Below are 20,504 nucleotides of genomic sequence, written 5' to 3' on the forward strand. Positions count from 1 at the left end.
TTATTTTCTTAGAAGCTTCTTCGTTAGTTTCCCGCCAATAATAGAAGCGTAGGAGATGGCTGGCTTAGGGTCCTTCCAATCCCAAATCGCATAAGCCTTAGGCTTAAATAACGATACGAATACTTGCTTCCATGTCAGCTGGCCCGTCTTGATATAGTCGCGAACGGCAAGCATGTCCTCATAGCCGTACCAGAATACGCGGTTCGTATTCTCTTTGACGGCTTTGGGAGGCACAATGTTGCCGCCAGTTAGTTCTTGATAGGTAATCCAAGGAATATTTACGCCTACCTTATACAGCAGGTTGTTTAAATTGGTGATCCGGCAGTTGACCTCGATCAAATAAAACTTGCCGGTCTCAGCATCTTTCTTGAACTCAATTTCCGCGAAGCCCTTCCATTTCATCTTCTCTAGAAACGGCGCGCCGATATCGAACAGCTCTTGCACGTACCTTTGTCCCGTATATACAGATGCGCCAAAGTTTATCGGATATTGGCGGAATTTCTGGCAGGTTACCCAGTGCGTTACCTTGGATTCCTGATTCAAATAAGCGTCAAAAGTATACATATGGTCATCAAAGCCTGGAATGATGCGCTGCACGATGACTTCCAAATGCGCTTCCTTTGCTTTGGCGAGCGCATCCTCAAGCTCCGCGCGGTTATGCACCTTGAATAGCTTCCTTCTGAATTTCGCAACGAAGGAAGGCGAATCGGTTGGTTTGACGATACAAGGAAACTTGATAATCTCGTCGATTTTTTCGAAAAAGCGGTCTTCATCCACTCTAACCGTTTCCGGTACGGCAACGCCGTTTTCAAGCGAGAGACGCTGTAGTACTTCTTTATTCATCATATCTGAATATATGCCTGGAACGTCTTGCGGAATAAGATAATGCTCCCTTAGCTCCTCCAAATGCTCATCGATCACTTCTAGATAGGAGTCGTGGCACGGAATAAGAACCGGGGGAGCGCTTTGCTTGCTTGCATAATCTTTCAAGAAACGAATGAATGCTGCCGTATCCTCTTTATAGTGAGGAGAGATTAATCGCTCAGACGTATATTTTGAATCCGCGCCATAGGTATCCTTAGTCGAATAATCAACGGCAACCGTATGAACGCCGTTAATTCCTAAGCAACGAATCGTACTTAAACCAATATAATAATTACAACCCAAAATAACTGCTTTATTATTCACAAAGGCACATCCCGACATCCAAATTTATGTTCATTTTTTATGCAATACTACTTATGTTTTAAATAATTTTACTTCATACTTTCTTATAATACAAATGGATTTATCCTCATAATAGTGGACATTAAGCGGATTTTTCCTCGCGTTGGGTGGGATAGAAAGACAAGAGCAGACGCATGAGATGCGCCTGCTCAGTTTGGATTAATGGTTGTTATACAAGCGGGTCGGAATGCTTATGTATGTTAAATAATGGATATTTTGCATAAGAAGTGAAGAGATGTGCGGCAGGCCAGGACGGGTCTTCAGTAAAAGGGGAAACTTCAATTAAAATGATTGCTTGACATAGGTGTAGAAAATTTGCTCTAACGCAGTCAGCTTTGTGTTTCTGCGCAGGACGAAGCCATTGCTTCGCTTGATTTGCAAGCCGGCTACAGGACGAGTAATAAGCTCGCCGCTTGTTATGCTCTTGTTCACGGCATAATACGGGAGGAAAGCAAGGGTATCGCCCCCTCTGACCTCTTCCTTGATCGCCTCGATGCTGCGCTTGTATTCAATATTCACTTTTACATGGGTACGCTTAAGCGCTTGATGCAAGCTGGATTGAATAAAATCGTTCTCAGGGACGAGCAGCCGATTGAAATTTAAGTCTCTTGTATACAGCATCTTGCGCTTGCTCCATGGATGTCCGGGAGAGATGACAAGCAGCAGATCCTCAACAAATAATGGCTCGACATCGTAGCCGGTTTGAATATAATCATCGGTTTCATATAGCGGCATTATGGAAAAATTTGTTCGATTCTGCAGCAAATTTTTCTGTAATTCGACATAGTCGCAGGTGTGTAGCTGGAGCGATTCTTCGGGATATTTGTCGTTAAAGCGTTTAACGATATCAGGCAGCACATAGGTGCCCAAATAATGACTGACATAGACGTTCAAAATTTGTGGAGCATCCTGCTGGAGACGTGCAGCCGCCTCCTCATAAAGGGATGTAATCTTTAGGGCGTATTCATACAAAATTTTTCCCTTTGGCGTTAGGACGACACTCTTTCCGGAACGGTTAAATAAAGCCGCCCCGTACTGATTTTCGAGCTGCTGTATGTGATTGCTGACTGTAGGCTGGGAGGTGTAAAGCTTCTTTGCCGTCTCGGTAAAAGAATGGCAATCAGCGAGCGTCAGAAAGGTTTGAAGCTTATCGGCAGAACTCATTTGGCAAACACTCCACTATAAATAAGTCATTCAGTTAATTATATATTAAATGATTATGATTATCAATATCATTTAAAGTATGCGCATATTTAACTAGTCTTATAATAGCTGGAAGAATCATTTTCCAAATTATGAACGATTTTATTAGTAAAAAAGAACTATAAAATGGAACAAATAACTTCATTTTGTCGAATAATGCCCGAAAATTGTCTGCGTTCGTCGACAAGTTTTTACAAACTCCTTATTACACTCAGAGTATAATAGATCCAATAACACACGAGTGCTAGATAAGGAGCGTGCCCCGAAGCGAGCTATGGACAAAAAACACTTGCTTATACAATTGCAGTCGCTGCGGCTAAAGCTTCATGAAATAGCCGAAGCACGCGGCAGTTTGACAGATCCGGATGTTCTGGCGATAAGCGAAGAGGCCGATCAACTTATTGTTGCGTTACAGCAAATACAAAGAAACGAGCTAACCCATATTACAATACGCCGCGACAATTAGCGGAGGACGCTATCTCTCCCGCAGTCGCCGGAAAAATTGAGTTAACAAAGACGCGCATTCTGGCTGCAAAATACCACTTGTGAGCTCCGTTTCATGGTTGAAACGGGGCTCTTGCAGTAAATTCATAAGCGTGCCGGCACAACCTGCCTTCGGGTCAGTCGTGCCGTATACAACACGTTTTACCCGGGACTGAACGATAGCGCCCGCACACATTGGACAAGGCTCTAGCGTGACATACAAGGTACAATCCAATAATCTCCAGGCGCCAATGCGATCGCAGGCGTCTCGAATGGCGACCATTTCAGCATGCGCGGTCGGATCAAACCGGGTTTCGCGCAGATTGTAGCCTCTTCCGATAATCTCATTGTTTCTAACAATAACGGCACCAATAGGCACCTCACCGATTTGCTCAGCTTTATTGGCTTCTGCTATGGCTTCCAGCATCCAATTTTGGTCTTCCAGCTCTCTATTCATGACCGATAACCCCTTTACAAAAGATCATTATACAACGAACAAATATTCTGTTGTTAACATGTGGTGGATAAGATTGTGGATAACCCATACGATATGCACATAAATACTCACATTTTATTCAGTGCTGTGCACAATAACTGTTGATAATGTGTATAAGTTGTTAATAAAAACGTTTTTGTGCAAAAGGATGTGTAAATCATTGTCAATTAAGATGAAATTCTCTGTCTTGATTACGCTTATTGTAGTGACGTTTTTCATTTGCCATCACTTTTTAAGCGAATATTCGATGATTCGCGACATGCGGGAGCAAGCGCGCCGATCCATGCATGATACCTCTATGCATGTGGCGGACTCCTTCTCCTCCTACGAGAATCAGTCAGGCACATACTCGCCTGAGAATGGAGACCGCTCAGGTCCTGAGCGAATCTTTGACATCGTAAAATCATTAAATCCAAATATAAAGGAAATTACGGTATTTGAGCAAGACTCGTTAGCCGTTTCTTATGGTGCCTACACGTATCTGGATTCAAAGAGCGACACTTCTATTATAGCCGATGTCAAAAACAGCGGCTTTGCGCTGCGCAAAATGCAAATAAACGGGAAAAATTATTACCGGAGCTTTTATTACAGCAAACAGACCAGTGATTACGTAATAAGCGTCGTCTATGACGGCGAAGAAATCAAGCAGCGTATCATCAAGAAACGAAATGATACTTTTATTTATACAGGCGTAACCATGGTGCTCGTCCTTATTATCAGCTACTGGCTGGTAGGCGTCATGATCAGGCCCCTTAAGGATATTTTGTGGAAGGTAAATGAAGTCTCTTCAGCGCGCTTTCAGCAGCCTATTCGCATTAAGCGAAAGGATGAGTTTGGGCTGCTCGCGCTTAAGGTTAATGCCATGTCGCAAAATTTGAGCATTTATATGAACAAGCTGCGAAGAGCATTTGAAGAAAACAGGCGTATGAAGGAGCATTTGGAATCCTTTATCAATCATACCAGCGATGCCATTCATCTAAATGATCTGGACGGAAAAATCATTCAGGTGAACAGAGCGTTCGAGCTGCTCTTCGGTTATGAAGAGGAGGAGGCGATCGGGCTTATCTATCCAACGCTTCCGGAATCCCATCGCTCGGAGATGCGAAATATGCTGAACCAGCTGTTGGCAGGCAAGGCGCTGCCTGCGCAGGAGACGATGTGCGTTACCAAGTCAGGCGAGCTGATTCCGGTTAGCGTCACCATTTCGCCTATTCGTGATGCAGACGGAACGATTCGCGCCTTTGCCAGCATTTCAAGGGATATGCGCAGCCGCAACAAGATGGAGGAGCTGCTGCGCAGATCGGAGAAGCTGACGACTGTTGGGCAGCTCGCGGCCGGCGTCGCTCACGAAATTCGCAATCCGCTTACGACGCTGCGCGGATTCCTGCAGCTGCAGCAGGAGAGCAAGAAGCTCGCGCTATCACATGTGGCGCTAATGCTGTCGGAGCTGGACCGAATTAACTTGATTGTCGGGGAGTTTCTGATTTTGGCCAAGCCGCAAGCGACGAGATTCGTAACGAAGGACATTCGGGACGTGCTCCAAGATGTAATTGCATTAATGAACAGCGAAGCGCTGCTGCATAATATTGAGTTCCGCATATCGCTTACAGAGCACCCATGCTTGATTTCATGCGAGGAGAATCAGTTGAAGCAGGTATTTATCAATTTGCTGAAAAACGCGATTGAAGCGATGCCGAGCGGGGGAGAAATACATATCCAAATTACGCATAAGCGCGAGCATATTTCCATTAAGATTACGGATGAAGGAATGGGCATTCCAGAGGATATGATACCTAAGATCGGCGATCCTTTTTTTACGGGCAAAGAGACGGGAACCGGTCTTGGCATTATGGTGAGCCAGCGGATCATCAACAGCCACCGCGGAACGATGGATATCAAAAGCCAGGTGAGTGTCGGAACAACGATTCACGTCATGCTTCCAGCTTTGAAAGAAACGGCTGAGAACGGTATACTAGAACAATAAGAGCTGATCGGGCTTCTCACGGTTTGAGAAAGGAGGATGCCAAGTTGAAGCAGCGTTTTGGCACCGAACATTTAGACCTGCCTCATTCGCCTTTAAACGGGGAATCAGGCTATACCGCATTATTGGTGGGGGCAACCGGTCTTATTGGTTTTGCTTTACTAAAGCAGTTGATCCATGATCCGTTAGTTCGCGGCGTTACGGTTCTCGCAAGGCGACCGGTTGAGGCCGCGAAGTTAGGCAATGCATCCCAGCTCTCAAAGCTGAATGTAATCGTCGCTTCTCTGGATGAACTGGATCTAGCGCTCGATGAGGTTAGTGCCGACGTGGTGTTTTGTACGCTTGGTACGACGATCAAAATAGCGAAAACACAAGAAGCGTTCCGCAAGGTGGATTACGAATATCCGCTTGCATTGGCGCGCTTCGCCGAGCGAAGCAACACGGCTGTATTCTCTGTCGTTACGGCAATGGGAGCATCCGCAAGCTCAAGCGTTTTTTACAGCCGAGTGAAAGGTGAACTGCAGGATGCGCTTAGCGAGCTTCGGATTCCGCATATCCAAGTCTTTCAGCCCTCTCTTCTGCTGGGAGAGAGAGCATCAGCCCGTCTTGGCGAGTCTATCGGCGCTTGGGCTGCGAAGGGCTTGAAGTTCGCGATGGTCGGTCCCCTGCGCAAATATCGGCCGATTAAAGGCGAGGATGTCGCGCGCGCGATGAACCTTGCAGCAAGCAGGATCATGCAAAATAAAACGGCAAGCTCGGCGAATGAGGGAGCAGCAATACAATATTATCCATCGAACAAAATTGCCGATTTGGCAGTACATACAACGGGGTGAAACAGCAGTGAGGATCAATAAGTTTATTAGCGAGACGGGTTATTGCTCAAGACGCGAAGCGGATAAGCTGGTAGACAGCGGACGAGTGACCATTAATGGCGTTTTGGCGCAGCTTGGAAGCAAGGCAGAGCTGGGTGATGATGTGCGAGTTGACGGCAGCCGAATTGGCGAGCAGAAGCGCCATGTGTACATAGCGCTCAATAAGCCTGTTGGCATAACAAGTACGACAGAGCTTCATATTAAAGGCAATATAGTCGACTTTGTCGGCCACACGGAGCGTATTTTCCCGATTGGCAGGCTGGATAAGGACTCGGAGGGCTTGATTCTTCTGACGAACGATGGAGATATCGTAAATCCGATTCTTCGCTCGGAAGGCAAGCATGAGAAGGAATATTTGGTCACGGTGGATAAGCCGTGCACGGAAGCTTTTTTGCAAGGCATGGCCAGCGGCGTTCATATTTTGGGAAGCATGACGCTGCCTTGCGTCGTTACGCGAGTGACGGACCGCGTATTCCGAATCATTTTGACGGAGGGGCGCAATCGTCAAATTCGCAGAATGTGCGAAGCGTTCGGCTATCATGTGAGAAGGCTCCAGCGCCAGCGGATCATGAACATTCATCTCGGCGGGCTGCAGGTTGGCAAGTGGAGAGATTTGACGGAATCCGAGAAGGCCGCGCTATTTGAAACGCTAAGCTATGAACCGGTATAGAGCCCAGCGAAGATAAGCGAAAACCCCCTGAATCACACGCTTCAAGCGAGTGGACTCAGGGGGTTCTTTTGTTTGCTTATTTCACGGTTAGGTTTTGTGCGTTTGTGGCGTCCGTGTAGGTGTGGATAATCGAAACCTCGACACGGCGGTTTTTGGCTTTGCCGGCTGTCGTTTTGTTATCGGCTACCGGGCGATATTCGCCATAGCCGATAGCGCTGAAGCGCTCTGGCTTCAATTGTTTGTTTTCGAGCAAAATATCCATGAAACGAATGGCCCGCATCGAGCTTAGATCCCAGTTCGATTTGAAGAATACAGTCGAGATGGGAGTTGTGTCCGTATGACCGGAGACGATGACCTCGTAATCTGGATACTGCTGCAGCATTTTGCCGATTGCGATGGCGAGCTCCTTCGATTCGGGCTTAACGGTTGCTTGCGCCGGGGCAAACAACGCGTTGTCGCTAATCGTGATCATGAGCTGGGACAGATTAAGCTTCGTCTCAAGATCGGTCGTAAGGCCGTTTTTCTCGATATAAGCATCAACCTTCTTCTTGAGATCCTCAAGATCCTTCTGCTCCTGCTTCATAAGCTCTTCGCGAGCCTTCTCTTCGTCAGTCTGATCTTTGCTTTTATCCTTGTTATCGATCATGCCGCCTTTTTCATCCTGCTTCTTGCCGTCATCCTCGCCGCTCTTGACGATGGCCGTTTCGGTTAGAATGCCGCTGCCTGTGCTGAGCGCAACGCTAAACGCCTTGGACATTTCTTCAAATTTCTTCACGTCTACGGAGTTCATGGAATACAACACTATAAAGAGCGCTAGCAGCAGGGTGAGCAAATCGGCGTAAGGAATGAGCCAGGATTCATCAACATGCTCCTCGTGTTCTTCGTGTCTATGCTTTCTGCTCAACGGCGCCTTCCTCCTTCTCCCTCATCTTCAATCTTTCTGTAGGTGTAAGGAAAACAGACAGCTTCTGATTAATCGCGATGGTCGAAACGCCGGATTGAATGGATAGAAGGCCTTCAACCATCATAAGGCGGATTTGAATTTCTTTCTTAGACATGCGCTTCAGCTTGTTGGAAATCGGATGCCAGAGCACGTAACCGGTGAAGATACCTAGCAGGGTAGCGATAAATGCGCCGGCAATCGCGTGAGCCAGCTTCCCCATATCACTCATATCCGCAAGTGCGGCGATCAAGCCGACAACCGCGCCTAGCACCCCAAGAGTAGGAGCATAAGTACCAGCTTGCGTGAAAATAAGCGCACCGGCTTTGTGCCGATCCTCGGTCGCAGCGATATCCTCAAGCAATACGTCGCGTACAAAGTCTTGGTCGTTGCCGTCAATAATCATGCGCATGCCGTTGCGAAGGAACGTATCTTCAATTTCATCGACCTTAGCTTCAAGCGCAAGCAAGCCTTCGCGGCGTGTAATCGAAGCCCATTCCATGAAACGCTGAATCAATTCATCGCGCTGCGGAAGCTTTTGCTCCGTGAATACCATTTTGAACAGCTTGCCGACCTTGGAGAGCTCGGACATGGGAAAGGCTATCATAACAGAGGCTACCGTTCCCAAAATAATGATCATATAAGCAGCAGGATTCAAAAGTGATGACAGGTGTGCTCCTTTTAAGACCATCCCTCCGAGTACAGCGACTAAACCTAGAATAAGACCGATAATTGTTGAATTTTTCATCATACACCCCGTCCAAATCATTTTCGACATTTCTCTACTTCTACTATTATCGTCAAATGGGTATTCTGAAGTTAGAGTAAAAGGAAGGATTTGAAGGCGAACCCGTTAAAATTTGATAAAATGCGGTAGAATAGTAGAGAGATGTGTACAAAAATTGACTATGACAAAGGTGGTATATCCAAATGGGCGTTAGACATGCAAGAGAATACGCAGATATATTGAAGGATTTGACAACAGCGGTGGCTGAAATTGAAGGAAGCTATACTTTTTTTGAAATGGAGCCGGATGAATGGGCAGTGCTGCCTGTCGAGGATCGGCTGGAGGTAATGGAAGCGTTAGCTGACGATGTTTTCTTTGGACTCGGGGAGGACCCTGTTATCGAGGTAGGCAGCGGTGTCATTACGTACAATAACAAACATCACATTATTGAAGTGTCGCAGGATGATAAAGTCACTCAAATTATTAGATTGATATAAAATTCGACACTTTACCGCTTGGTGGGCAGAGTCGCTGTCGGATCTTTACAATTTATGTCGATTACATTACAATATTATTCAGTGCATGACAGATAATTTAACGTATAGTTGACATAGAGGAGACCGCTATGAGTGAGTGCCCATCATCGTTGCAGCTTCCGGAAGCGCTTTGCTTGAACGGTGAAACGCTTACCGCTTTCTATCAGCCCATTATAGCGATGGATACAAGGCGAATTATAGGTTATGAGGTGCTGGGCCGCGCAGTTGCAGTTATGGGCGATTCCGTACGCAGCCTCGGGCCTTTTTTCTGCGATGAGCAGGTGCCGGAAGACGACCATATCGTTGTGGACCGGCTGCTGCGCGAGCAGGCATTCGTTAAGCTTTCGGCGATGGACGAACAGCCGATGCTGTTCATTAATTTGAAGCCGTCTTGGATTTATCGCTATGAGGAGAAGGGCGAGCTTTATACGCTTTCGCTGCTTGATAAATACGGCATTGATCCGAAGCGCATTGTAATTGAAATCACCGAGGAAAGCTTTCACGGCTCGATGGAGAGGCTGCGTGAAGTTGTGGATATCTACCGCGCGCGAGGCTGCTTAATCGCAATCGATGATGTAGGCAGCGGCTTCAGCAGCACCGACCGCATTGCGCATATTCAGCCTAATCTGCTCAAGATCGACATCCATATGATCAAGAAAAGCGCGACGCATGACGGTTATTTTGGCGTACTGCGCTCCTTCTCCGATCTGGCGGAGCAAATCGGGGCGTCGCTGCTCGTCGAAGGAGTAGAGACACGCGAGGATTTGGCTCGATCGATTCAGGCCGGCGCTCGATATGTGCAGGGCTTTATGTTCGCAAGAGCAGAGCCGGAGTTCCGCGAGCCTACATGCTTTGCGACAATTATTGAAGCGGAGCTTGAGCAGCATTTGCTGCATTACGTAGGGGCCGAGCGATATTGGCTGCGAAAGTCCGAGCAACTCGCGGAACAGCTGGTTGAGCTTGTGAATAAAGCAAATGTGCCCGAACAGAAGGATGAATGGATCGAGCTGCTTTTGCATGAGCTTTATGACCATTGCATTCGCGTTTATTTGTGCAATGAGGACGGGATTCAGCTGTCCTCCAATTATTACCGCGATCCAGACAAGGGTTGGCGGCGGGAGGAGCAGTACCGCGGCGCGAATTGGAGCTGGCGGCCTTACTTTGTTCCTAATCTCGTTCAGCTGAACGAGAAACGTCGTGCGATCGTGTCCCGCGCGTATACAGATCTGGATTCTCATGCTTGGATTCGAACCGTTTCGGTGCTCGTTGCGCCCGGACTTATTTTATTTATGGATTTGAAGGATACGGAGCGGGGAGCCCAGAAGCTTTAGTCGTCTATAGGCTCGCCCAGCACCATGCAATGGCATTCCGCAAAGCCTGTAGGCGTCGAACGTGAATAAGTATCCGTAATGCGGAAGCCGGCGCGTTCGTAAGCTCTTGCTGCGCGGGTGTTCCAAGCAAGCACCTCTAGGTCAATTTCATTTTGCGGAGCGCGCCGCCGTGCTTCTGAGACGATCAGTCTCGTGAAGCCCGGTCCAAGGCCATGGCCGCAGAGGTCGGGCCGCAGGCCGAGCCCAAGCCGCGTAACCCCTGTTAGAGGGAAGAACTGAGCAAAACCAATCAGCTTCTGCTGACTGTTGAGAACTGCCGCATATTGCGCTGTACGAAGGACGGGATCGCCAAATTCGATTCCGTCTTTTTTCATTTGCTCCCAGGATGGCCAATTATAAATATCGTATGGCGCTTCATAAATCCAGCTGCATATCTCTTCGGCATGATTCGTTTCGAGCGGGCGTATGGTCATTTCAAGTGGATCTCGTTTATAATGAATGGAGCTTTGTTTATTCGTCATAGGGTTGTCGCCTCCGATCGAGAAATTCGCTTAAAGATAAGAATGAATGAAACAAATTTATTATAGCAGATCGACGCAGCGTGAACGTGCGTATATAAGGAGAACCATAAGCATGAAGAAGTTACTTTGGCTTGGCTGCTTGTCGTATTTAATTATTGGCGTTGCCCATGTCGTGGGCGGGACTATTTTGGAACAGCTCATCGCTCATTATGGCTTAACCTATAAAGACGGCGGGCAATGGATCATGAATCAATTTCTTGGATTTCTGGTCGGTGTGCTGCTCGCGCCGTCCATCACGACCAGAATCGGGAAAAGGGGCGCTGTACTGCTCGCAATCGGTATATTGACCCTTAGCGAGGCGGCTTACAGCCTCTTGCTTCCTTGGGGGTGGATGCTCGCGATTGCTCCGTTTGCAGGCGTTGGCTTCGGTATGACGGAGGCTGTAGTGGGTGCGATGATTATCGACCTGGCTAAGAACGGCAAAGCCTCTGCCATGAGCCGGCTGGAAACCTTTTTTGGCGTAGGTGCGCTGTTGATTCCGATGGCGGCCGCTTACTTGATTCAGCAGCATGTATGGCAGATTTCCTTCCCTATATTAGCTGCGATGGCGGGCATCACATTTGTTCTGTGGCTGACCATGTCGTTCGGAGAGCTGGATGATCAGCTAGCCTATAACCCGCGAACGACGCCTGCGGCAGGGGATACGAACGATGCTGCAAATTCGGTTGCTGCGGCTTCAGAATCATCTGCTTTTTTTGGTTATCCGCGCAAAGCGCTTCCGTTTCTGCTGTTATCAGCGTTGTTTTTTATGATTTATGTCGGGATGGAGATGAGCTTCTCCAACTATTTGCCATCGATTCTAATCGTCCGCTCAGATGTAGGAGAATCCAGTGCCGCCGCCGCGCTCAGCCTGTTCTGGGGAACGATGGTGCTTGGCCGCCTATTTGCGGGCGTGCTGGCCGATCGTATGGGATACTCGCGTTATCTGCTTATCGCTACGCTGGGAGCATCGGTTGTTTTTGTGTTTATGGCGATCATGGGACAGCTCAGCTGGATGCTGGCTTTAGTCGCGCTAAGCGGCCTGTTCTTCTCCGGCATCTTCGGCATCGCGCTTGTGTATGCCAATGAGCTCATTCCGGGAATGACCGAGCGGACAACAAGCTTGCTGGTCGCATGCGGCGGGCTTGGCGGGGCTATTTTTCCGAGAGTGACAGGCTGGTTTATGGATCAGTTTAACGTCCAGTCCACGCTTTGGTATATAAGCATTCTGGTTTTGTTGATGCTGCTTCTGCTCACGGCAATGCTCGTACTGGGAAGAAGAGAGGCGCAGCGCGCAGTTCGTTAATTTATCCTTTAAAAATATAAAAAAGCCTCCACGTTCGCTGTTTCAAAGCGGCGGTGGAGGTTTATTTATTGTTACATACAGAAAAAGGAAGGCTTAGCCGCATTCCTAACGGAACCTGAATCGGATAGATCAAGCGCCAGCTATTTGAGGATAGTCTTGTACACTTCAATGGCCCGCGCGCGCGACGCTTTTAGATCCACGATAGCGCCGCTTTGCGGCTGATGGATCTCCTTGTCCGATAGATGGGCGAGGTGAGGGAGCCAGCGCCGGATATAGCTGCCGCTGGGATCATGGGTGCGCGACTGCGTCTCGGGATTCATGATGCGGAAGTAAGGCGCTGCATCATAGCCGAGCGAAGAGCACCACAGCCAGCCCCCGCGGTTAAGCGTATTGTCATAATCGCTTAAGTGAAGACGGAAGTACTGCTCCCCGAGCGTGAACGGGCACAGCAGGTTTTTCGTTAAAAACATAGCTGTCACCATTCGAAGCCGATTGGGCAGCTCTCCCGTGCGGTTCAGCTGCGTCATGGCTGCGTCGATGATCGGGATGCCGGTGGCAGCCGTAGACCAAGCTTCCAGATGGGCATCCGACAACGGGGACAAATCCACCAACTGCTCGTAACGGAAAAAATCTTCGTGGTACATGGCTTGGTACAAGTAGAAATCACGCCATGCAAGCTGGCGGATCCATGCCTCGGCGCCGGGCAGGCCCTGCGTCAGCTCGTACGACTGCCGTGCTGAGATGGCGCCGGTGTTCAAGAAGCGAGCGAGCCTGCTTGTATGCTCCTCAGCGTAAAGGTCACGGCTATCTGCATAGGAGGCAAGGCGCTCGCGTATAAATCGGTCCAGCTTGGCCGATGATTTCTGCGTGCCTTCAACCTTGGTGCCGCCAAGCGCATGGGAAATGGATTCCGGCAGCGCGAATCGCTGAGCGACCATGCTGTTTATTTCACTTAAGGTCGAGAGCTCCTCAATCGTCGTCTCGCCCATCGGGCTGTAGTGCTGAAGCATATAGCTGCACCACATCCGATAGAAGGGCGTAAATACCTTGTAAGGCTCTTCTAAACGCCGAGCAAACGAAGGAAATGCTTCCAAATCGGCAAGCGGTGCGTCAGCAATCGGCATCCAGCGGCGGTCTAAGCCGCGGACAGTCCGCTGAAGCCGTTCATCTCGCTGCCGGGAGTATGGCGTATAGTCGGCATGGACGATGACCTCATCTATCGGATGCGCTTCTAGGAGCGCTTCGGTAATCAGAGCGGGATCGCCATGCAGCACATGCAGCTCCTTCCCCGCTTTTGAATAGCTGTGGAGCAGGGAGGCGGCTTGCGCCATGAAATTACGGCCGCTGTGGCTGCTTAGCCTGCCGCCGTCCGTTAAAACAGGATCTATGATTAGCAAATGAATGCCCTGCGTGTCTTTTTTGCTCAAATAATCAAATGCGCGCAAATCTTCCGTGCGCAAATCCTTGCGATGAATAAACAAATACATATGAGACTGCTCCTTTCCTATTGCGGCGGAATAACAGCAAAGCCGCAGGTCATTTGTCGCTTGAGGACAAACAACTGCGGCTTTGCTGAATGAGCCTACCCTGCAACTCTCGAAAACGAGAGGGATTAGGTTACTCTATTGTCCGTCGGCATATGCCTGGAAAGAATCCGCATCCATGACACGACGAGCAGTTACAAAACGATTTTCATAATAAGAGGAGTTAAGTTTGTCTGTCACAACGCCTCTGCTAGAAGACGAATGCGCGAACTTGCCATCTCCTATGTAAATGCCAACGTGGGATACCGTGCTGTTGTTTCCGCCGACAGTGTCGAAGAATACAAGGTCTCCCGGAATAAGGTCCTCTTTAGCAACCTTTTCTCCCGCTTTTGCTTGCGAACCGGATGTGCGTGGAAGCTCGATGCCCATTTTTTCGAACACATAGCTCGTAAAGCCGGAGCAATCAAAGCCTTTCGACGACGTTCCGCCGCTTTTGTACGGAGTACCAATAAGATCATTGATGAAGCCGTTTAGTTTTGAGTCTGCGAAAGCGCTCCCAGCCTGGAAAGCGAGTACGAGAACGAGACCCAGTAGTAATGCGGTAACCTTTTTCAATTGTGAAACTCCTTCCAATGCCGACGAGGTTAGCTGTGGGGTTCGGTTGAAGGCTCCCTATGACTCCTCAGGCGCTGACAAAATGTCAGACGTCGGAATCAATTCACCCAGAGTGGTTCCCCCGTTTTCCAATAGGAAATTAGGCCGTTTTTTATTGCTCTTGAGAATTATTCGATTATTTTCATTGATCTCCTGCCTTTACTGACTATTTCTAATAATTCTCATGTAACCTTTTGACTATTTGATTCGTTTAACCGTTTTTTGTGTAATATAAACGCTCATTAGTAGTTCTTTTTAACTAAATGCAAGGACTCAATTTCATTAATTATGTGGATGGCGCGTAAAATATACCGATTTGTCCCCTTGGTATCATGGCTTTTAGACTAGTGAAAGGGCAAAAAAACGGCGGTGCAGCAGTATTTTGCGAACGAATATTAAAAAACTCTCATGTAGGCAAATTACGATTTGCGAAAAGAAAAATAGGAGCCGTCCTCCAAGATGTGCAATCTTGAAAGACGACTCCTTCTATATAAGGACGTGCTATTATTTTGCGGTAATGATTTTTTCGGAGATCAGCTGTGCGTCCTCGTTCTTTTGCTCCATCCAGAACCGCAGCTTGTATTTGCCTGCGAATTTAAAGTCATAGGAGACAAGCTTCGAGCTGAACCAGAACGTATCCTTTTCGACGAATTCCTTGAAATCATCATCGGACTGGCTTCGGCCGTCAATGGTTGTTTCTTTATCATTCGGATCAACGATAGTGACCTTGAATTCAGAGATGGCAACGTTTAAATTATCGATTTGCGCTTGCACCAAAAATTTCTGAACCGTCCCTTTGTCCACCTGTCCGAACATCGTGCGCTTCTCATTCATCAAAAACATATGTACGTTAGGCTTCTGGATAACCAGCTTCTTCTCGCTGCCCTTCCACTGCGTAAAAGCCTGCAGGGAATCGCTTAGCGCGCGAATATTGATATACACCTTATCATCAACTAATAAACCGTCTTCTATGGTTTGCTTATTATTAAAAAGCAGCGTTACTTTTTGAAACAATTTGTCGGCTGCAACCAATGAACCGCCCGATAAGAGCAATACCATGGACAATAAAATCAGTTTTTTACGCATCATTTATGTGTATCCCCCATTGTTCATTTACTTTCATTTATATATACAGAAATACCATGATTTAGTTGCGGTCTATTTCGAAATAAAAAAGCCTTCGCATCCACAACGGCTTGTGGATGCGAAGGCTTCTTCACGTTAGGTTTGTTTCGTCTGCAGATAATCGTACTGCGCCGCTATGGTCCATACCTTCATTAGTGTTTTGATAAGGTAATAGCCTTGGTGAAGGATCAAGGCGAACAAGCCTGCCCATACCATCGATATGCTGGTAACCACAAGCCCGGCGGCGGCTCCAATTCCCCACATGATGAGTGAGATGGCTGCGTAGGAGAGAAAGTTGCGGAGAGCCTTCCATAAGGACCGGAAGACGCCTTCGCCTGATGTGGCGCCGATTTGCATGGCTAGAAACAGCAGATGCAGCACCGTACCCCACAGCAGCCATAGCCCGGCGCCAGGAAGCACCGTTCCAAGCAGGTCTGGAATGGAGCTGCTCTGCAGCAGCGCATCGAGTCCGCGCGGGAGCAGCCACCATGCAGGAGCCAGCGATAAGACGCTTTCTACCCAGTAGAGCAGGACAACGGGCTTCCAGTTTTTGCGAATGCCTTCTAGAAACCGCGTTCCTCCGGCCAATCTTGTCTGATTCATCGAGTAGAACAATCCGGCGTTGAACAAGGGTGTAAGCAGCATTCTCAGGAGCATAAGGCTGCCGAGCGTCCATACGTACGGAGTAATCAGATCGGTTTTGAACAGCTGAAACTGGGCTTCAGTCAGGAAGAGATGGGCAGCGGCCTCAGAGGGATAGGCGCTCGGATATCGCCGCAGCAGCGGCGTTACGACCGAATCAATGAAGCGGTAGAGGAAAAACCCCCACAGCAGCTGATATAAGAATAATAAAATAACGAGATAGAAGTGCTTAACCGCGAGTTGCCAGCCTTGCTTCACATGTATCTTCATCGTTAATCGCTCCTTGAACGCAATTACTTACCAGCTTAGCGACCCGAGCAGCCCTTCGAGCAGTTTGACGACGCCAATGCTCCACCTCGTGCGCTTATCCTCCGGCAGCTGAGCCTGCATATAGTTGTTGATGAGTTTGTTGTCGAGAACGTTGCTGTGACCCGGATCGACCATCGCCCATTTGAGCGGCGCGGAATGCAGCTGCGTGTATTGGATGTGGGATTCCTCGGCATTCCAAAGCTTCACGATTTTGGTGCCGTCGGTGAACTGCAAAACGACCTTGATCTCGCCATTGCTGCCGCCGTTCTTTTTGACGAGCACGACAGACTCGTACATGTTGGCGCCATCTTGCTTAACCGGACGGACGTGAATCGATTCAACCGAGAAATCGGCCATCTGGTTGTCATATACATATTGGCTGAAATAATCATGCCATTTCGTCTTTGTCACCGACTCAACCACACGCTGGAAATCGGCTGAGGAGGGGTGCTTGAACTTGTATTTTTGAAAATAGGTCCTTAAAATCTTTTGCATCGTTCTGGAGCCCACTTGGTTCTCGATGCCGATAAGTACGAGCTTCGCTCTCATATATACGTTCTCGGCGTATTGCGTATGGCTGCCGTATGCCCAGGACGGCTGTTTGAGCGGCGCGGGGTTGGTCATATAGCTGGACTCAACGGGCAGGTTCGCTTCCACGCCGTACGCGGTCTCCATCACCTTGTCCTCGGCGTACGATGTAAAGCCCTCGTCCAGCCAAGCCTCCTCAAATTCATTGGAGGCCACCATGCCGTACCAATATTGGTGACCAATCTCGTGCACGACCGTTCGCTCCAGATCGTAGCCGGGATTTTCGCTCTCGGCTGAAAATGCGGTCACGAGCGTAGGATACTCCATGCCGCCGGCGCCATTTGCCCCTTTTGGAGGCACGACGATCGACAGCGTGCTGTAAGGGTATTCCCCATACCATTTGGCGTAGCTTGCGAGTGCGGATTTGGCGGCATGCATGTAGCGATCCTTCAGGGCGGCATGGGATGGATCGAGATAAAGCTTAATCCGAACACCGGGAATGCCCGTATCGGAGTAGGCGGTTTCCTCATAGACGAAGTCCGGCGACGCCGACCAAGCAAAGTCATGAACGTCATCGGCATAAAATTGGTAGATTTTCATCTGGTCCTTGATCTCAATGGCCTTCGTCTGGAAGCCGGTTGCCGCAACCGTGTACGCTTCAGGCACTTTAATCCGGACGCTGTATATGCCAAAGTCGCTGTAAAATTCAGAGTTGCCATGGTACTGATGGACGTTCCAGCCTTCGGCTGTTCGCCCTCTTGTGCCGGCTGTTTCGTAAACGGCGATTTTCGGGAACCATTGCCCCGCCATTACAAAATTGCCGGAGTAGCCCATCCTTGCGAATACCTCTGGCAGCTTCACCTCATACCCCATGCGCAGCGTAACGGATTTGCCCGGGGCAACCGGCTCCGGCAGACGTATTTTGGCGAGGGTAAAATCGTTCGCGTTGCCGTCGTCGGGCTGTACGTATTGCAGACGCGGCAGGAGGCTCTCGCCGTTAAGCGTTTCTAGCGTAAGCAGCTTCATATAGCCTTGGCTGTTCGTGGTTGCTTTGTCCTGGCGCAGCTTGCCGCCGGATTCCTTCATAAACGTAGATTTGTCTGAGTTGAAGGCGTTCGGGTAAAGATTGAAATAGAGCTCGGACACTGTTTTTTTGCCGGGATTGGTCCAGGTAACCGTCTGGTCGCCATTTAAACCTTTTGCATCATCAAGCAAATGAACGTTGATATGGTACTCAACGACACGTTTGCTGAGCGCTTCCGGTTTAGGTGTCATGACCGTATTTGGCTCCTGTACAAGCGGCGGCTTGGCCGAATTTTGAACAGGGGCTTGTGCTTGCTTGGCTATGGCGGCGGGGGCGAAAGCATAAGTATATTGGGATTGCCAAGCAGTCCCGAAGCCTTGCTGCACAGACAAGCCGAGCAGCACAGCTGCGAGTATTACGAATAAAATTTGTTTGAAATAGCGTGGAGTCATTGAACGTTTCCCTCCCGTTGACAAGCATCTACAGCATGTATATGTTTGCTTTTCAAGGATTATTAGCTAAAATGGAATTATTGTATTGGGGAAGGTGTGAATCCGTATGACGGAAGAACAAGGGCAACCGGTCGAACCGGAAAAGAAGGAAAAGAAATCACTGTCGCTCAACGTAGTGAGCAGCAAAAAACATAAAGGTTTTGGAGCAGGCACGATCGATTTGAGCGCGGTAGCTTGCGTAATTATTGACGATGGCGTCGCTTATATCGATGTTGGCGCCATGCATGCGAAGAGCAAAGTAGAACGCGGCATTAAGTTTACGCCGAATAAAGAGGATACGCCGAACGGACGCCAGTGCTGGATCGTATGGGTGGCGGTCGATCGCAATGAGGAAGGCTCTTATTATGCGGGCGCGACGGCATGTGAGATGCTGATCGACTCCGAGGCTCGCCGCGGGTGGAAGATCTTGCCTGATCACGTAAACAAGCTGGATCAAGCGCTTAAACGGAAATATAATTTGGGCGAGCTTGGCGATGTCGAGAAATCGGCGCTTCGCAAGCTGCTTGTAGAGCATAACCTGGAGTGGTGGGACCGTTCTCCGGAAGAGCTTAAGCAAGATTTGAACGCATAACGGCGGGCCTTGACGGCATTTGCATAGGCAAAAAATGGATGAGAACCTCATCGTTCGTAAAGCTACTCTTGCGAACCGTGAGGTTTTTCCGCGTTGTTAAAGGCAATCTAGAAATAAATAAAAGTTTTTTGGCAGCATGTGCAGGGTATGGGCGAGTGCCTAACGTCTATTGGTTTGGAAGGAGGGGAGCGACATTCAAGACGAGGATTGGATCAAAACGGTACAAAAGGGCGGGCCCGAGCATTATGGCCCTTTCGTGCAGGCATATGGTCCTTATATATATAGAACGGTCTTCGCAGTGCTTCATTCACCGCATGACGCGGAGGATGTAACGCAGGAAGTGCTGCTGCAAATTTATCGCTCCCTTCCTAGCTGTCGATTGGATGGGCTCAAGACATGGATTACCCGCATTGCCGTCAATCGAGCGATTGATTTCAGACGAAGCAAAGCTCGCAGGCCGGAAGAGCTGATTGATAGCGAAGAGATGTCGGACAAGCTGCAAGAGGACGCAGCTTCGGCGCCGGCTGCCGAGCAGCTCGCTATCGAGCAAGAGGATCGGCAGCAGGTTCGCGATCGGGTGGAGGAAATGCCGGACAATTATCGTGAGGTCGTAACCGCTTATTATATGGAAGACAAGTCCTATGAACAAATTGCGGCGGAGACTGGACTGGAGCTCAAAAGCGTAGAGTCGAGGCTTTACCGGGCAAGAAGCTGGATGAGGCGCCATTGGCGGAAGGAGGATTTCGAATGAGGATGGAGCATATATCGCCGGATCAAATGTTTTGCTATGTACATGACGCCCTGCAAGAGGATGAGCGGATGCAGGTGGAGCAGCATCTGACTGCTTGCGATTCTTGCTTGCAGCTATTTATAGCTATCATGGAATCAACCGAGAATGAAGCAATTCTTTCGCCGCCGGATATGGAGCTAATGGAGCAGCGCGTGGTGGCGCAGTTGGTAAACGAGCAATTGCTTCATAGCGATCAGACGGAACAATCGCCTAAGACGGGCGAGGAGAAGCGGAAGCCACGTCGACTTCATCACTGGCTTCAGCACCCGGCGACGCATTATACGATTGCGGCTTCGATTACGCTGCTGCTGCTCGCTAGCGGCACCTTTGCCTCCTTCTCTCAGAAGCTGGCGCAGCTGGACGTCAATTTGAATGTAAATATGGATGATCAGCCAGTCCAACCGCCGAAGCAGCCTGGCTCAAGGGATAAGCAATCGGAGTCCTGGTCGGACAAAATCGTCGATCAGACGGGCTTATGGCTGGATGGACTGCAAGCGACCCGTTATAAATAAGTTGAAATGATAATAAGGAAA

General features: G+C 48.9%; 21 protein-coding genes and 1 riboswitch. Of the genes, 10 read left to right on the plus strand and 11 right to left on the minus strand.

Going from position 1 to position 20,504, the window contains the following annotated elements:
• Entirely contained in the window at positions 1-1,188 is a 1,188-nt protein-coding gene (locus A7975_RS09935; protein ID WP_065385090.1) for a carboxylate--amine ligase, read from the minus strand.
• Positions 1,189-1,509: 321 nt separating this feature from the next.
• Complete coding sequence (locus A7975_RS09940) at positions 1,510-2,391, minus strand: LysR family transcriptional regulator (protein ID WP_065385091.1); 882 nt, start codon at positions 2,389-2,391, stop codon at positions 1,510-1,512.
• Between the two features lie 313 nt (positions 2,392-2,704).
• On the opposite strand from A7975_RS09940, the gene A7975_RS09945 reads away from it, so the two are divergent.
• On the plus strand, positions 2,705-2,896 hold the full coding sequence (locus A7975_RS09945) for an aspartyl-phosphate phosphatase Spo0E family protein (RefSeq protein ID WP_053373301.1): 192 nt from the start codon (positions 2,705-2,707) through the stop codon (positions 2,894-2,896).
• A 9-nt stretch (positions 2,897-2,905) separates the two neighbouring features.
• Here the strand turns inward: A7975_RS09945 and tadA are convergent, their stop codons facing one another.
• The gene (gene tadA, locus A7975_RS09950; RefSeq protein ID WP_053373300.1) at positions 2,906-3,370 is read right to left on the minus strand and encodes a tRNA adenosine(34) deaminase TadA; all 465 of its coding nucleotides are present in this window, start codon (positions 3,368-3,370) and stop codon (positions 2,906-2,908) included.
• 199 nt (positions 3,371-3,569) lie between these two features.
• Between tadA and A7975_RS09955 the strand changes: the two genes are divergently transcribed.
• The 3 genes from A7975_RS09955 to rluF are packed head-to-tail and all read left to right on the plus strand — an operon-like array spanning position 3,570 to position 6,932.
• Positions 3,570-5,393, plus strand: a complete 1,824-nt coding sequence (locus A7975_RS09955) for an ATP-binding protein (protein ID WP_065385092.1) — start codon at positions 3,570-3,572, stop codon at positions 5,391-5,393.
• Between the two features lie 44 nt (positions 5,394-5,437).
• The gene (locus tag A7975_RS09960) at positions 5,438-6,223 is read left to right on the plus strand and encodes an NAD(P)H-binding protein (RefSeq protein ID WP_255314254.1); all 786 of its coding nucleotides are present in this window, start codon (positions 5,438-5,440) and stop codon (positions 6,221-6,223) included.
• 7 nt (positions 6,224-6,230) lie between these two features.
• Complete coding sequence (rluF, locus tag A7975_RS09965; RefSeq protein ID WP_053373298.1) at positions 6,231-6,932, plus strand: 23S rRNA pseudouridine(2604) synthase RluF; 702 nt, start codon at positions 6,231-6,233, stop codon at positions 6,930-6,932.
• A 76-nt stretch (positions 6,933-7,008) separates the two neighbouring features.
• Here rluF and A7975_RS09970 read toward each other — a convergent pair whose 3' ends face one another.
• Both A7975_RS09970 and motA read right to left on the minus strand, forming a co-directional pair.
• Positions 7,009-7,836, minus strand: coding sequence for a flagellar motor protein MotB (locus A7975_RS09970; protein WP_053373297.1), 828 nt, complete (start codon positions 7,834-7,836; stop codon positions 7,009-7,011).
• On the minus strand, positions 7,820-8,620 hold the full coding sequence (gene motA / locus A7975_RS09975) for a flagellar motor stator protein MotA (protein ID WP_053377534.1): 801 nt from the start codon (positions 8,618-8,620) through the stop codon (positions 7,820-7,822). Before motA ends, A7975_RS09970 begins: the two co-directional genes overlap by 17 nt.
• 182 nt (positions 8,621-8,802) lie before the next feature.
• On the opposite strand from motA, the gene A7975_RS09980 reads away from it, so the two are divergent.
• Complete coding sequence (locus A7975_RS09980) at positions 8,803-9,096, plus strand: hypothetical protein (RefSeq protein ID WP_053373296.1); 294 nt, start codon at positions 8,803-8,805, stop codon at positions 9,094-9,096.
• 128 nt (positions 9,097-9,224) lie between these two features.
• Positions 9,225-10,466, plus strand: coding sequence for an EAL domain-containing protein (locus A7975_RS09985; RefSeq protein WP_082198125.1), 1,242 nt, complete (start codon positions 9,225-9,227; stop codon positions 10,464-10,466).
• On the opposite strand, the gene A7975_RS09990 is transcribed toward A7975_RS09985, so the two are convergent.
• The gene (locus A7975_RS09990) at positions 10,463-10,987 is read right to left on the minus strand and encodes a GNAT family N-acetyltransferase (protein WP_053373294.1); all 525 of its coding nucleotides are present in this window, start codon (positions 10,985-10,987) and stop codon (positions 10,463-10,465) included. The genes A7975_RS09985 and A7975_RS09990 overlap by 4 nt on opposite strands.
• Before the next feature lie 112 nt (positions 10,988-11,099).
• Here A7975_RS09990 and A7975_RS09995 point away from each other — a divergent pair, with 112 nt between their 5' ends.
• A complete protein-coding gene (locus A7975_RS09995; RefSeq protein ID WP_065385093.1) occupies positions 11,100-12,332 on the plus strand; it encodes an MFS transporter in 1,233 nt (410 codons plus the stop codon).
• Positions 12,333-12,472: 140 nt separating this feature from the next.
• On the opposite strand, the gene A7975_RS10000 is transcribed toward A7975_RS09995, so the two are convergent.
• From A7975_RS10000 to A7975_RS10020, 5 genes are all read right to left on the minus strand, one after another.
• Positions 12,473-13,819, minus strand: coding sequence for a cryptochrome/photolyase family protein (locus A7975_RS10000; protein WP_065385094.1), 1,347 nt, complete (start codon positions 13,817-13,819; stop codon positions 12,473-12,475).
• A 135-nt stretch (positions 13,820-13,954) separates the two neighbouring features.
• Positions 13,955-14,431 (minus strand): C40 family peptidase, encoded by a 477-nt coding sequence (locus tag A7975_RS10005; protein ID WP_053373291.1) that lies wholly within the window; start codon positions 14,429-14,431, stop codon positions 13,955-13,957.
• A gap of 3 nt (positions 14,432-14,434) precedes the next feature.
• A riboswitch (cyclic di-AMP (ydaO/yuaA leader) is annotated at positions 14,435-14,587 on the minus strand.
• A 387-nt stretch (positions 14,588-14,974) separates the two neighbouring features.
• Positions 14,975-15,559, minus strand: coding sequence for a hypothetical protein (locus A7975_RS10010; RefSeq protein ID WP_053373290.1), 585 nt, complete (start codon positions 15,557-15,559; stop codon positions 14,975-14,977).
• A gap of 132 nt (positions 15,560-15,691) precedes the next feature.
• A complete protein-coding gene (locus tag A7975_RS10015; RefSeq protein WP_065385095.1) occupies positions 15,692-16,507 on the minus strand; it encodes a hypothetical protein in 816 nt (271 codons plus the stop codon).
• A gap of 27 nt (positions 16,508-16,534) precedes the next feature.
• The gene (locus tag A7975_RS10020) at positions 16,535-18,550 is read right to left on the minus strand and encodes a M1 family metallopeptidase (protein WP_053373288.1); all 2,016 of its coding nucleotides are present in this window, start codon (positions 18,548-18,550) and stop codon (positions 16,535-16,537) included.
• A 106-nt stretch (positions 18,551-18,656) separates the two neighbouring features.
• Between A7975_RS10020 and A7975_RS10025 the strand changes: the two genes are divergently transcribed.
• The 3 genes from A7975_RS10025 (at position 18,657) to A7975_RS10035 (ending at position 20,483) form a co-directional block, all read left to right on the plus strand.
• Positions 18,657-19,181, plus strand: coding sequence for a YwhD family protein (locus A7975_RS10025; protein WP_065385096.1), 525 nt, complete (start codon positions 18,657-18,659; stop codon positions 19,179-19,181).
• A 169-nt stretch (positions 19,182-19,350) separates the two neighbouring features.
• Entirely contained in the window at positions 19,351-19,932 is a 582-nt protein-coding gene (locus A7975_RS10030; RefSeq protein WP_255314255.1) for an RNA polymerase sigma factor, read from the plus strand.
• Positions 19,929-20,483 (plus strand): zf-HC2 domain-containing protein, encoded by a 555-nt coding sequence (locus A7975_RS10035; protein WP_065385097.1) that lies wholly within the window; start codon positions 19,929-19,931, stop codon positions 20,481-20,483. The genes A7975_RS10030 and A7975_RS10035 overlap by 4 nt, the downstream gene beginning before the upstream one ends.
• The last annotated feature ends 21 nt before the right edge of the window (positions 20,484-20,504 follow it).

Source organism: Bacillus sp. FJAT-26390 (assembly GCF_001682865.1).
GTDB lineage: Bacteria > Bacillota > Bacilli > Paenibacillales > Paenibacillaceae > Pristimantibacillus.

Coding starts and splice junctions, on each gene's coding strand:
- A7975_RS09940 (WP_065385091.1), bottom strand. CDS start 2,391: ATGAGTTCTGCCGATAAGCTTCAAACCTTTCTGACGCTCGCTGATTGC.
- A7975_RS09945 (WP_053373301.1), top strand. CDS start 2,705: ATGGACAAAAAACACTTGCTTATACAATTGCAGTCGCTGCGGCTAAAG.
- tadA (WP_053373300.1), bottom strand. CDS start 3,370: ATGAATAGAGAGCTGGAAGACCAAAATTGGATGCTGGAAGCCATAGCA.
- motA (WP_053377534.1), bottom strand. CDS start 8,620: ATGAAAAATTCAACAATTATCGGTCTTATTCTAGGTTTAGTCGCTGTA.
- A7975_RS09980 (WP_053373296.1), top strand. CDS start 8,803: ATGGGCGTTAGACATGCAAGAGAATACGCAGATATATTGAAGGATTTG.
- A7975_RS09985 (WP_082198125.1), top strand. CDS start 9,225: ATGAGTGAGTGCCCATCATCGTTGCAGCTTCCGGAAGCGCTTTGCTTG.
- A7975_RS09990 (WP_053373294.1), bottom strand. CDS start 10,987: ATGACGAATAAACAAAGCTCCATTCATTATAAACGAGATCCACTTGAA.
- A7975_RS09995 (WP_065385093.1), top strand. CDS start 11,100: ATGAAGAAGTTACTTTGGCTTGGCTGCTTGTCGTATTTAATTATTGGC.
- A7975_RS10000 (WP_065385094.1), bottom strand. CDS start 13,819: ATGTATTTGTTTATTCATCGCAAGGATTTGCGCACGGAAGATTTGCGC.
- A7975_RS10010 (WP_053373290.1), bottom strand. CDS start 15,559: ATGATGCGTAAAAAACTGATTTTATTGTCCATGGTATTGCTCTTATCG.
- A7975_RS10015 (WP_065385095.1), bottom strand. CDS start 16,507: ATGAAGATACATGTGAAGCAAGGCTGGCAACTCGCGGTTAAGCACTTC.
- A7975_RS10020 (WP_053373288.1), bottom strand. CDS start 18,550: ATGACTCCACGCTATTTCAAACAAATTTTATTCGTAATACTCGCAGCT.
- A7975_RS10025 (WP_065385096.1), top strand. CDS start 18,657: ATGACGGAAGAACAAGGGCAACCGGTCGAACCGGAAAAGAAGGAAAAG.
- A7975_RS10035 (WP_065385097.1), top strand. CDS start 19,929: ATGAGGATGGAGCATATATCGCCGGATCAAATGTTTTGCTATGTACAT.